Raw genomic sequence first — 13,001 nt, 5'->3', positions numbered from 1 at the left:
GATCATGAATAAATTCTATCCGCTGACCCTCAAAGAGGTCAGGCCTGAAACTAGAAACGCCGTATCACTGGCGTTTGACCTGCCGGAGGATCTGGCGGACAAGTTCAGCTACAAGCAGGGCCAGCACCTGATTGTCAGAACCCGACTGGATGGCGAGGAAGTCCGTCGCTCTTACTCAATCTGTCGCAGTGTGAAAGACCAGGAACTGCGCATTGCGGTCAAGAAAGTATCCGGTGGCCTCTTCTCAACCTTTGCCAATGAGCAACTGAAACCCGGTGAAACGCTTGAAGTCATGCCACCCCAGGGCCACTTTTCCATCGATCTCGATCCCGAGCGTCAGGGCCATTACCTGGCGGTGGCCGCCGGCAGTGGTATCACCCCGATCCTGTCAATTGTCAAGACCACCTTGGAAACCGAGCCCAAGAGCGAGGTCACGCTGTTCTATGGCAACAAGGCCACCAGCAGCACCATGTTCCGGGATGAACTCCAGGACCTGAAAAACGAATACATGGCCCGCTTAAACCTGGTGTACATTTTTACCCGCGAAGAGCAGGACATTGACCTGTACAACGGGCGGATTGACCACGACAAGTGCGATGCCCTGTTCGACCACTGGATCAATGCCAAGGATCTCACCGCGGCCTTCATCTGCGGCCCCCAGCTGATGACCGAGACCGTGCGCGACTCACTGATTCGTCATGGCATGGACAAAAGCAAGATCCATTTTGAGCTGTTTACGCCCGCCGGTGGCGTGCCCCAAGCCCGCAAGGACCGCGCTCCGTCCAATGTGGACCCGCAGTCGGTGAGCGAAGTCACCGTCATCGCCGATGGCCGCTCCCTGACCTTCCCACTGGTTCGTGATACCAAAAGCATCCTGGAAGCTGGCAACGAGGAAGGCGCTGACCTGCCTTATTCCTGCAAGGCCGGCGTTTGTTCCACTTGCCGGGCGAAGGTCGTGGAAGGCGAAGTGGAAATGGACCAGAACTTTGCCCTGGAAGATTATGAGGTGGCAGCCGGCTACGTACTCTCCTGCCAGTGCTATCCGGTCAGCGACAAGGTGGTTCTGGACTACGACGAGATGTAGCCCCACCGATTCAAAATCAAGATAGCAGCAAGGCGAGTCCCGAGTTAAAGATACTTGCCCTGGCGTTTCAGAAACGATTGGAGTTACCCATGTCAGTCCTCAAAAGTTACATCGCCGGCCAATGGGTCGGTGAAAAGCCTGCCAAAGCCCTGCCCAGTGCCATCAACGGCGACATCGTGGCACACACCCATGACGACACGCTCAATTTCAAAAAGGCCGTGGAATACGGCCGTAAAGTTGGCGGCAAGAATCTGCTGGCAATGGATTTCCAGGAGCGAGCTCTCGCCTTGAAAGCCATGGCCCTCTACCTGCAGGACCACAAGAAAGAACTGTACGCGCTTTCGATGCACACGGGGTCCAGCAAAGGCGACAACGGCATCGATATCGACGGCGGCTTCGGTACTCTGTTTGCCTATGCCAGCATGGGCCGGCGCGAACTGCCGTCCGGCAACGTCGTCCACGAAGGACCGGTAACGCCGCTGGGCAAGAACAACCACTTCGCGGGCACCCATATCCTGGTCCCCCGAGGCGGTGTCGCCGTCCACATTGACGCCTACAACTTCCCGGTGTGGGGCATGCTGGAGAAATTCGCGCCGACCTTCCTGGCGGGCATGCCCTCCATTGTGAAGCCAGCGACCTCGACCTGTTATGTCACCGAGCTGGCCGTTCGCCTGATGCAGGAATCCGGTGCCCTGCCCGAAGGCAGTCTGCAGCTGATCATCGGCAGCACCGGCGATCTGTTCGACCACCTCGAAGAGCAGGACGTGGTGACCTTCACCGGTTCCGCTGCGACTGCTCGCAAACTCAAGAATCATCCAAACATCATCAACCGTTCCATTCCGTTCAATGCTGAGGCCGACTCACTGAACAGTGCCATACTGGCCCCGGACGTGACGCCGGAGCACGAAGAATTCGATATCTTCGTGAAGGAAGTCGGGCGTGAGATGACCGCCAAAGCCGGCCAGAAATGTACTGCAATCCGTCGGGTCCTGGTACCGGAGAACCAAGTGGACGCTGTCTGCGAAAAGCTCAAAGAGCGGTTGTCGAAGATCACTGTCGGTGACCCTTCTATCGAAGGCGTTCGCATGGGTGCCCTGGCCTCCGTTGACCAGCTTGAGGACGTCAAAGCCAACATTCAGGAATTGCTGAAAACCAGTGAACTGATTATCGGTGGTAACGGCGATTTCAAGCCGACTGGTGAAGGCACCGAGAAAGGCGCGTTCATCGAACCGCATGTACTGCTGTGCCGCAACCCGGAAAGTGGCTGTGGTGCCCACGATATTGAAGCTTTTGGGCCGGTGGCAACCGTGATTCCCTACAACACCATCGAGGACGCGATCGCTCTGTGTGCCAAGGGCCGCGGCTCACTTGTCACCACTCTGACCACTCGTGATCCGGCCATCGCCGCCAAGATTGTTCCCGCTCTGGCGGCCTACCATGGGCGCCTGCACCTGCTGAACGCAGAAGCTGCCAAAGAATCAACAGGCCATGGTTCACCCCTGCCCATGCTCAAGCATGGCGGCCCCGGCCGTGCCGGAGGCGGTGAAGAACTCGGCGGTATCCGGGCGGTCCATCACTACCTGCAAAGAACGGCGATTCAGGGTTCCCCGACCATGCTGGCCGCGGTCACCCGCGAGTATGTGCGCGGTGCCGATCTGATCGAAACCGAGGTGCATCCGTTCCGTCACCATTTTGAAGATCTTCAGATCAACGAATCCCTGCTGACTCACCGGCGCACGGTCACCGAGGCCGACATCGTCAACTTCGGCTGCCTGTCCGGCGATCACTTCTATATGCATTTTGATGAAATTGCGGCGCGGGACTCCCAGTTCGGCAAGCGCATTGCCCATGGCTATTTCGTGCTTTCCGCGGCGGCGGGCCTGTTCGTTTATCCGGGCGAAGGTCCGGTGCTGGCGAACTACGGCCTGGACACCCTGCGCTTTATCGAGCCGGTTGCCCCGGGGGACACGATCCGGGCTCGGCTGACCTGCAAGCGCAAGATCGATCAGGGTCGGACATCTCCGGATGGACACCCTCAGGGTGTGGTGGTCTGGGATGTTCAGGTTCAGAACCAGAATGATGAGCTGGTTGCGAGCTACGACATCCTGACACTGGTTGCCAAAAAGCCTGAGTAAAACCGGGTTGTCAGGGCGTGATTCCAGTCCTGGGAACACAACCGCAGCTTCACCTCACCGAAGTCTTATGCCAGACCATCCACCGGGATGGTCTCGGTATTCTTGATCTCCCGCAAAGTAAAGTTTGAATTCACCTGCGCAATGCCCTGCAAGGTGAAGATCTTTTCGTTCAGGAATCGGTCGTAACTGGCCATATCAGGCACGATTACGCGCAACACAAAATCGGCATCCCCCGTCACCGCAAAACACTGAAGCACCTCCGGGTAACTGCTGACCAGATGTTCGATCTCTGTCGTGCTATCGATGTTGTGTCTTTGCAACGACAGGTTAACCAACACGCATAGCCCCTGCCCCATGCGCTCTGGATCCACTCTGGCGCAGTATCCCTTAATCACGCCACTTTCCTCAAGATTCCTTACCCGCCGCCAGCAAGCCGCCGGCGATAACCCCACCTGTTCGGCCAGCAACTGATTACTGATGCGCCCATCCTCCTGAAGCACCGACAGGATTCGCCGATCCAGCTTATCCAGATCAATCTTTTTCATTTAGCATCACCTGTTATTTTTAAAATTTTCTTTCACAACTTTGTATTTTATTGAATATTCTTTCGCATACTCCAGTAGCGTTCACCTAATATGCAAGCACCTTTGGCGAACTTCCCTCTATACTTTTGGTCATAAAACAAACAAAAGGGAAGCCCCATGCCCGCCAATACTCCACAACTCGACAATTACACTCTGGACGACCGTTACCTGCGGGAATCCGGACGGGTTTTCCTGACCGGAACACAGGCTCTGGTTCGCATACCTCTGATGCAGGCCGCCCTGGATCGTAAACAGGGGCTGAACACGGCGGGTATGGTCAGCGGTTACCGGGGCTCTCCCCTGGGTGCATACGATCAGGCGCTCTGGCAGGCCCAAGCCCTGCTCGATGAAAACCGCATCGACTTCGTACCCGCTATTAACGAGGATCTCGCCGCCACCATCATGCTCGGTACCCAGCAGGTGGAAACCGACGATGACCGCCAGGTGGATGGCGTATTCGGCCTCTGGTACGGCAAGGGCCCCGGTGTCGACCGTGCCGGCGATGCTCTCAAGCACGGCACTACCTATGGCTCGTCACCTCATGGCGGCGTTCTGGTCGTTGCCGGCGATGACCATGGCTGTGTGTCTTCCTCTATGCCCCATCAATCCGATGTGGCGTTTATGAGTTTCTTCATCCCCACCATCAACCCGGCCAACATCGCCGAGTATCTGGAATTCGGCCTCTGGGGCTATGCTCTGTCCCGATACAGTGGCTGCTGGGTCGGATTCAAGGCCATCTCCGAGACGGTTGAAAGCGCGGCGTCCGTGGAGCTGCCACCCCAGCCGGAATTCGTAACTCCCGATGACTTCACTCCCCCCGAAAGCGGTCTCCATTACCGGTGGCCAGACCTGCCCGGCCCCCAACTCGAAACCCGGATCGAACACAAGCTCGCCGCCGTGCAGGCGTTTGCCAGGGCCAACCCTATTGACCGTTGCCTGTTCAACCACCCGGAAGCCCGCTTCGGCATTGTGACCACCGGCAAAGGCCACCTGGACCTGCTCGAAGCCCTGGACCTGTTGGGCATTGGTGAAGACAAGGCCCGGAAGATGGGGCTGGATATCTACAAAATCGGCATGGTCTGGCCTCTGGAGCGCCGCGGGATCCTGAACTTCGTTCATGGCAAGGAAGAAGTGTTAGTGATCGAAGAGAAACGGGGCATTATCGAAAGCCAGATCAAGGAAACCATGTCGGAGCCGGACCGCCCTGGTGAAGTTCTCATCACCGGCAAACAGGACGAACTGGGGCGCCCGCTGATTCCCTATGTGGGTGAGCTGAGCCCGAAGCTGGTTGCGGGTTACCTGGCCGCCCGGCTTGGCCGATTCTTCTCCCTGGACTTCAGTGAACGTATTGCCGAGATCAGCGTTATTTCGAATGCTCTGGATCCAGGCGGAGTCAGGCGCCTGCCGTATTTCTGCTCCGGCTGCCCTCACAATACTTCCACCAAGGTGCCTGAAGGTAGCAAGGCTCTGGCTGGCATTGGTTGCCACTTCATGGCCTCCTGGATGGGCCGGAAAACGGAGTCTCTCATCCAGATGGGTGGTGAAGGGGTCAACTGGATTGGCAAGAGCCGTTATATCGGAAACCCCCACGTGTTTCAGAATCTGGGCGAGGGCACCTATTTCCACTCCGGGTCCATGGCCATTCGCCAGTCGGTGGCTGCGGGCACTAACATTACCTACAAGATTCTGTTCAACGATGCCGTAGCCATGACCGGAGGCCAACCGGTGGATGGCAAGATCAGCGTCCCAATGATTGCCCAGCAGGTCACTTCCGAGGGCGTTCGCCGGGTCGCGGTGCTCAGTGACGAACCGGAAAAGTACGACAAGCAGAAGGACCTGTTCCCGAAGGGTGTCTCCTTTCACGACCGCTCCAAGCTGGATACTGTTCAGCGAGAGTTGCGAGATATTCCCGGGTGTACCGTGCTGATCTACGACCAGACCTGTGCCGCTGAAAAGCGCCGGCGACGCAAGCGGAACCAGTTCCCGGATCCAGCCAAGCGAGTGTTTATCAACCACCACGTATGCGAGGGTTGCGGCGATTGCTCGGTGCAATCCAACTGTCTTTCGGTCGTACCTCGCAAAACCGAGTTGGGTCGTAAACGCAAGATCGACCAATTCTCGTGCAACAAGGACTATTCTTGCCTCAACGGTTTCTGCCCAAGTTTTGTGACTATTGAAGGCGGGCAGTTGCGTAAGTCCCGGGGTCTGGACACCGGGTCGGTACTGACCAGCAAATTGGCTGGCCTGCCGACACCCGAACTGCCGGAGCTGGCTGGCTCCTATGACCTTCTCGTGGGTGGTGTGGGCGGTACCGGCGTCGTCACCGTGGGCCAGTTGATCACCATGGCCGCGCATCTGGAATCCCGCGGCACTTCGGTGCTGGATTTCATGGGCTTCGCCCAGAAGGGCGGCACCGTGCTGAGCTATGTGCGCATGGCACCGTCCCCGGACAAATTGCATCAGGTGCGAATCAGCAATGGCCAGGCCGATGCGGTTATCGCCTGTGACCTGGTGGTAGCATCGTCCCAAAAAGCCCTGAGTGTGCTCAGGCCGAATCACACCCGAATTGTGGCCAACGAAGCGGAACTGCCCACCGCCGATTACGTGCTCTACCGCGATGCTGACATGAAGGCCGACAAGCGACTGAGCCTGCTGCGGGATGCCGTTGGCGACGACCATTTTGACCAGCTCGACGCTAATGGCATCGCCGAGAAACTGATGGGCGACACTGTGTTCTCCAACGTGATGATGCTCGGCTTTGCCTGGCAGAAAGGGCTTCTGCCGCTGTCCGAGTCTGCTTTGATGAGGGCCATCGAGCTCAATGGCGTCGCCATCGATCGCAACAAGGAAGCCTTCGGCTGGGGCCGTCTGGCCGCGGTTGATCTGAGCGTGGTAACAGACCTTCTGGACACCGATAATGCGCAGACTGTCGATATCAAAGCCGAGCCAACCCTGGATGGGCTCATAGAGACCCGCTACCGGCATCTGATTAACTATCAGAACCGACAGTGGGCCGACCAGTACCGGACCAGTGTTGCCACAGTGCGGAACGCCGAGGAAACCCTGGGACAGACGAACCTGCTCCTGACCCGGGCCGCAGCGCAGCAACTGTATCGCTTAATGGCCTTCAAGGATGAATACGAAGTGGCCCGGCTGTTCGCGGAAACTGACTTCATGAAAGAAGTGCATGAAAACTTCGAAGGTGACTTCAAGGTCCATTTCCACCTGGCCCCGCCACTGCTGAATGGCAAAACCGATGCGCAGGGGCGGCCGAAAAAACGCCGGTTCGGCCCCCGGATGTTTCGGGCCTTCCGACTGCTGGCAAAATTTCGCAGCCTGCGCGGAACCGTGGCGGATCCGTTCCGTTACTCAGCAGATCGGAAGCTCGACCGCGCTATGCTGAAAGACTATCAGAACCTGGTGGCCCGAATTGGCCGGGAGCTCAACGCCGGCAACTACGAAACCTTCCTACAACTGGCAGAACTACCAGCCGACGTGCGGGGTTTTGGACCCGTGCGGGAGCAGGCGGTCGAAGGCATCCGGGGAAAACAGGCCGAACTGATCAAGGCGCTGGATACTGGCCGTCCTACCCTCATTCGCGCCCAATTGGCCGGTAAGGAGATAAACCATGTTTGAAGCCCTGAGGCCCCTGCTTCCGGACCTCATTCTGGAACATCACATGCCAAGGTACGCCTCACGAACTTTTTCATTGCTGAGTAGTTCCCGGCCAGTCCCTTCAATCACCACCAGCCCGGTTTCAAGGACATAACCGCGATCTGCCAATGCCAGTGCCTGGGAAGCATTCTGCTCTACCAGAAAGATGGTAATACCCTCTTCCTTCAGCTCCTTTACGATGTTGAAGATCTCTTCAATAATCAACGGCGCAAGGCCCATGCTGGGTTCATCCAGTAGCAGCAGTCTGGGCTTGGCCATCAGCGCCCGTCCAATGGCAAGCATCTGTTGCTGGCCTCCGGAAAGCTCACCGGCTAGGTTATGGCGTTTCTGTCGAAGTATGGGGAACTTGGTGTACATGCGCTCCAGATCATCCATAACTTCGGGCGTCTTGCCCCGGGTATACGCACCCAGCAGGAGGTTGTCGTGGACACTGAGATCTTTGAAAACCTGCCGACCCTCAGGCACCTGCACAATGCCTTCGGCCACTCGCTGATCGGTACTGACTTTCGCCAGATCTCTGCCTCTGAAGGTTATGGAGCCCCGTTCGGTCGGCTGTAGCCCGGAAATGGTCATCAACAATGTTGATTTGCCGGCACCGTTGGCGCCTACCAGAGATACGATCTCGCCACTGTTGATCTGGATATCCACCTCGTGCAGAACCTCAATCTGGCCGTAGGAGGTAACAAGCCCCTTAATGGACAGCAGCTCCTGCCTTGCGTGAGGCGCCGTTACTCGCTCCGCGTGCTTGAGACCGAGCCCTCCGAACTGTTCCGGGGTGTAGCTGACAATCCGGTGGCGTAATTCCCGGAACTCTTCCCGGACCCGTTCGCCAAACAACGGATCATTCTCTACATCCCGGAATTCAACAATGTGCTGCCAGTCTTCCTCGGTCAGCAATTTCCGGGCTCGGGGAATGACCACACCCTCTTCCTTGCGAATGTGCTTGCGCAAGGCTTCGGTAAAACGGGCCAGGGCATGGCTGAACTCCTCGCGCCCTTCCGGCCAGCACTCCACGCAGTTTGCCAGCAGCTTGCGCAATTCCTGCAGTTTTTCATGCCCGATCAGGTAGCCCTTGGCCAGTTTCTCCAGCAGGGGTGCCGTCTCGGGGGATTTCTCACTGAGCCGCTTGTAAAGTTCGATGTCCGTAGGCGTGCTATGGACCCGCTGCGAGAAGTGCTGAATGTAGTCAAAAATGCTATTGAACACCCGCTCGTCCGGACGCTGTTCGTTGACATTCATATCGCTGAGAATCTGGTCCAGCAGATCCAGTATCCGCCAAAGCGCCTGATGCTCCCGGACGATAATGTGAACGGCCTGCTCGCTGTGTGGCTGGGCAGGCGCCATTTCAGTGTGTTGCTCGCTCATGTGAAATGTTTCCTTGCTCAGCCACCCAGATAGGCGGCAATAACATCAGGGTTCTGACGGATTTCCTCTGGTGTACCCTCGGCCAGAACGCGACCATAGTTAAGCACCAGCAACCGGTCGGATATTCCCATAACCAGTTTCATATCGTGCTCAACCAGCATCACGGTTATGCCCTGCTCCGCAATTTTCCGGATCAATTCTTCCAGTGCCGCGGTTTCTGTGGCGTTCAGGCCGGCCGCTGGCTCGTCCAGAAGAATGACCTTGGGTTCGGCTGCCAGGGCCCGGGCAATTTCAAGCCGCTTGAGCCCCCCATAGGACATCGCCGGGGCTTCCGCTGCCAGGTAGTCTCCACACCCGACGTACTCCATCAACTCAGCCGCGCGATTCCGGGCGACAGTCTCGTTGCGCCGCAAGGACGGCAGCCGGAACAGCGTGGTGAACAGACTGCTCTTGAGCTGAAGGTGCCGGCCAAGCATCACGTTCTCGATGGCGGTCATGTTCATGCAGATCTGCATCTGCTGAAAGGTCCGGCACATGCCCCGTTCTGCGAGCTGGTTCGGCGCCAGCCTGACAGTACTCTCGCCGTTGAGCAGAATCTCACCCTTCGACGGGGTATAGAGGCCTGTGATCAGATTGAACAACGTGGTCTTGCCGGCACCATTCGGGCCGATGACTGAATAGACCTGCCCGGCGTTTACCGCGAAGCTGACCCCTTCAACCGCATGAACGCCACCAAAAGCTTTATCCAGCTCTTTCACTTCAATCAGCGCTGTCATGCCGTACCTCCCGCTTTCCTTCGCCTTCTTTTGTATACCACTGCGGTCAGGGTCGGGAGCAGCCCTTTGGGCATGAAAATCATGGTGAGCATCAGGATGAGGCCGAACATCACTGTTTCCAGTTCCTGAAAATCCGCCAGAACCTGCGGCAGAAGTTTCAGTACGACGGCACCCAGAATCACGCCAAAAGTGGATCCCATGCCCCCAAGGACAACCATAGTGATAAAGAGAATGGAGAATTCGAAGCTTGCCACCGCCGGGGTAATAAATCCCTGAAAGTGAGCGTAGAGGCTGCCCATCACGCTTGCATAGATGGCGGAAATCACGAACACGAGGCTTTTGTACTTTGCTGTATTCACTCCCACCACGCTGGCAGCCACTTCCGAGCCGTGCACGGAACGTAAAGCCCGGCCGATGGGTGATTCAATAAGGTTCAGGGCAAACCACACCGCCACTAGAAGAACCACACTGGCAAACATATACCAGGCTTGAACTCCCGAAATATCAAGCCCGAACAGCGAATACCGGCCAAAAGAACTGAGCTCCCACCCGAATATTTCAAAAGCCGGGACCGACATGCCGTCGGGACCGCCGGTAATGGCCCGCTCATTGTTCAGGATGATGGCAATAATGAATCCTACCGCGAGGGTTGCCATGGACAGGTAATGGCCCTTCAGGCGCAGGATCGGACGGCCCACTATCCAGGCAACAATGCCGACTGCAATTGCGCCGGCCATGAGCGCGGGGACAGAAGACCAGCCGTAAGTCCCGGTCGCAATGCCCGTAAAGTAGGCGCCAAGACCGAAGAACCCGGCATGACCGAGACTGATCTGGCCGGCAAAGCCGACCAGAAGGTTCAGGCCGACAACGGTAGCGGCAATAATCGCTACCTGGGTGGCCAGCTCATAGTGGAATGGATTACCAAAAAAAACAGGTAAAACCATCAAGATAAGCGCCAGGATAATCAGTCCCCGGAGGCGCGACTGCATAACACCGTTCAACATCACACGCGCTCCACTATCTTGGCGCCAAACAATCCCCGCGGCATAAAGAAGAGCACCAGCAGTATCATGGAAAACGCCACCGCGTCCTTGTAATCGGATGAGATATAGCCTGCCGACATAGCTTCAACAATTCCGAGCAACAGGCCACCGACGACAGCACCAACCCCACTGCCCAGGCCACCAATGGCGGCGGCCACGAAGCCCTTGAGTCCTAGAATGATACCGATGTCGTAAGACGTGAAGGTGATAGGTGCCACCACAATCCCAGCCACGGAACCCAGCAGAGCCGACAACATAAAGGCCAGCATTAGCACCATCTGAGTACGTATACCAACCAGGCGTGCGGCCTCCTTGTTCATGGATGTTGCCAGAATGGCTTTGCCAATCAGGGTCTTGGTAAAGAACAACACCAGAGCAACGACCAGCACCGCACCGACACCCAAAACCCAGAGACTTTGGCTGTTCAGCACGGCACCAAACACCTCGATCGGCTCATTGGTACTGAAATTCGGCATCACGTGGTATTCCTTGCCCCAGACCAACTGGGCAATTCCGCGAATAAAGATGGACGCACCAATGGTAATAATAATCAGGGTAACTACGTCGGCCTGTTTGGCCGGTGCGATGGCGAAGCGCTGAAGGGCAATCCCCAGCACGCCCGCCAGAATGATCGCCAACACGATCGCCAGCACCATGGGGACACCCATGGCCGCCATAGACACCGTCGCCATACCTCCAATCATCAGAAATTCGCCTTGGGCGAAGTTGATGACATGGCTGGAGTTGTAAATCAGGGTGAAGCCCAGGGCTATCAGGGCGTAGGTTGCGCCGATAGTGATCCCAGTGAATAGATACTGTAAGAATTCTGAGAGCATAGCGGTGGTTCCAGCCGAACATCGGCTAGCGACCTACCCACCGGGGCAGCCGCCAGCCGTGAGACAGGTGAAAGGGATATCAGTTAATCAGCTTCCACTCGCCATTCTGCACTTCCAGAATGCGGAAGGAATCTGCGCTGAGGCCATTGTGGTCGTTCGGAGACATGTTGAACTCCCCAGTGACCCCAACATAGCCCTTGATATTTTCCAGAGCCTCCCGAACAGCTTCGGGTTCGGTAGAACCGGCCGTTTCAATCGCCCGTACCGCCAGCATAAGACCGTCGTAGGCATAGGCACCAAAGGTTGAAACCTTGGAACCCCAGCGCGCCTCGTACTCAGATTTATAGTTCTGAACCACGGCTTTCTGTGGATCGCTATCAGGCAGCGAGTCCGGAACCAGCAGCGGTGACGCTGGCAGACGAAGGCCTTCCGCAGAAGAACCGGCCAGCTCAAGGAAGCTGTCAGACGCTACCCCATGAGACTGATAGAATGGAAGCCCCATGCCCAATTGAGCGTAGTTGCGGGTCACAATAGCCGGGCCCTGACCAAAACCGAAATTCAGAACCGCTTCAATGCCCTTTGTGTTACGGATATTGGTCAGTTGGGCGGTCATGTCTGTATCAGATCCGCTGTAGGTCACATCGGCGAGTACTTCAATGCCAAGCAGCCCTGCCACTTCCAGAGTTTGGGTCCGGCCGGAACTACCAAACCCGCCCGTTCCCGAAATCAGACCGATTTTGGTGATGCCGCGATCTTTCATGTCGGACAGAATGCGCTCAGCGGCCATACGGTCAGACTGCGGCGTTTTGAACACCCATTTCTTCACCGGTGTGGTAATTACCACCGCACCCGCCAGCGATATAAAGGGAACCTGCGCCTGCTCGATCAAAGGCGCCGCTGCCATGGTGGCACCGGTGGTGCTGCCGCCAACAATGATATCAACCTGGTCCGAGCGAATCAGACGGCTGGCGAAGTTACGGGCAGAAGAGGCATTGCCGACGTCGTCATAATGGATCAGCTCCAACTGACGCCCCAGAACACCGCCCTCTTCATTGATTTTTTCGATGTACATCTCAAGCGTTTTAAGTTCGGGGTCGCCAAGGAAGGATGCCGGGCCAGTAACCGACAGGAACGACCCGATCTTGATTGGCTCAGCCGCCTGAACACTCATCATCATGAGAGCGGCAGCAGCAACTGCTGCGCATTTTCCTGCGCGACGCATCATTGTCTTAAGCATTGTTTTTATTCTCCCGAATTGTGCGGGGCCTGAGTTACCCCCATCATGTCTCAGAAGCAAAACAACGTTTGAAAGCTTTTCAGGACCTTCGCGCCATATGATTCAGACTTTCGCCCGTTGTCTGGTTGTTTTTTATTACTTCATCCGTGATTTCATCAAACTTGATTATTCGCCCTCAGTATAATTCGATACCGATGAAGAATACAAAACGAAGTTATTGTATCATAACTTCCATGTCAACCGATTTAGGGGCACCCACCCAAAGC

9 protein-coding genes and 1 pseudogene are annotated in these 13,001 nt (G+C 56.5%); 3 read left to right on the top strand and 7 right to left on the bottom strand.

The annotated features are described in order from the left end of the window. The first annotated feature begins 4 nt into the window (after positions 1–4). Together paaE and paaZ are read left to right on the top strand one after the other, a co-directional pair. Positions 5–1,084 carry a 1,2-phenylacetyl-CoA epoxidase subunit PaaE gene (gene paaE, locus GRX64_RS15005; protein WP_166268556.1) on the top strand — a complete coding sequence of 360 codons (1,080 nt, stop codon included), beginning with the start codon at positions 5–7 and terminating at the stop codon, positions 1,082–1,084. A gap of 89 nt (positions 1,085–1,173) precedes the next feature. Next, complete coding sequence (paaZ, locus tag GRX64_RS15000) at positions 1,174–3,219, top strand: phenylacetic acid degradation bifunctional protein PaaZ (protein WP_166268555.1); 2,046 nt, start codon at positions 1,174–1,176, stop codon at positions 3,217–3,219. 65 nt (positions 3,220–3,284) lie between these two features. Here paaZ and GRX64_RS14995 read toward each other — a convergent pair whose 3' ends face one another. Then, entirely contained in the window at positions 3,285–3,764 is a 480-nt protein-coding gene (locus GRX64_RS14995; protein ID WP_166268554.1) for an Lrp/AsnC family transcriptional regulator, read from the bottom strand. Positions 3,765–3,920: 156 nt separating this feature from the next. Between GRX64_RS14995 and GRX64_RS14990 the strand changes: the two genes are divergently transcribed. Beyond that, positions 3,921–7,439 carry an indolepyruvate ferredoxin oxidoreductase family protein gene (locus GRX64_RS14990; RefSeq protein ID WP_166268553.1) on the top strand — a complete coding sequence of 1,173 codons (3,519 nt, stop codon included), beginning with the start codon at positions 3,921–3,923 and terminating at the stop codon, positions 7,437–7,439. A 39-nt stretch (positions 7,440–7,478) separates the two neighbouring features. On the opposite strand, the gene GRX64_RS19645 is transcribed toward GRX64_RS14990, so the two are convergent. The 6 genes and pseudogenes from GRX64_RS19645 to GRX64_RS14965 form a co-directional block, all read right to left on the bottom strand. Continuing rightward, positions 7,479–8,183 carry an ABC transporter ATP-binding protein gene (locus GRX64_RS19645; protein WP_235937708.1) on the bottom strand — a complete coding sequence of 235 codons (705 nt, stop codon included), beginning with the start codon at positions 8,181–8,183 and terminating at the stop codon, positions 7,479–7,481. A 210-nt stretch (positions 8,184–8,393) separates the two neighbouring features. Next, positions 8,394–8,822, bottom strand: a pseudogene (locus tag GRX64_RS19640) (hemerythrin domain-containing protein); the annotation flags it as partial. Between the two features lie 38 nt (positions 8,823–8,860). Continuing rightward, positions 8,861–9,619, bottom strand: a complete 759-nt coding sequence (locus GRX64_RS14980; protein WP_166268551.1) for an ABC transporter ATP-binding protein — start codon at positions 9,617–9,619, stop codon at positions 8,861–8,863. Beyond that, complete coding sequence (locus GRX64_RS14975) at positions 9,616–10,623, bottom strand: branched-chain amino acid ABC transporter permease (RefSeq protein WP_166268550.1); 1,008 nt, start codon at positions 10,621–10,623, stop codon at positions 9,616–9,618. Before GRX64_RS14975 ends, GRX64_RS14980 begins: the two co-directional genes overlap by 4 nt. Then, positions 10,623–11,498 carry a branched-chain amino acid ABC transporter permease gene (locus GRX64_RS14970; protein ID WP_166268549.1) on the bottom strand — a complete coding sequence of 292 codons (876 nt, stop codon included), beginning with the start codon at positions 11,496–11,498 and terminating at the stop codon, positions 10,623–10,625. Before GRX64_RS14970 ends, GRX64_RS14975 begins: the two co-directional genes overlap by 1 nt. A gap of 79 nt (positions 11,499–11,577) precedes the next feature. Then, positions 11,578–12,735: an ABC transporter substrate-binding protein gene (locus GRX64_RS14965; RefSeq protein ID WP_166268548.1), complete on the bottom strand. Its 1,158-nt coding sequence runs from the start codon at positions 12,733–12,735 to the stop codon at positions 11,578–11,580. Positions 12,736–13,001: the final 266 nt, after the last annotated feature.

Origin of the sequence: Marinobacter caseinilyticus, from assembly GCF_011074955.1 — a bacterium.
Lineage (GTDB): Bacteria > Pseudomonadota > Gammaproteobacteria > Pseudomonadales > Oleiphilaceae > Marinobacter > Marinobacter caseinilyticus.
Note: the sequence above shows the minus strand (reverse complement) of the source record. Positions and strands in the feature narration are given on the sequence as shown.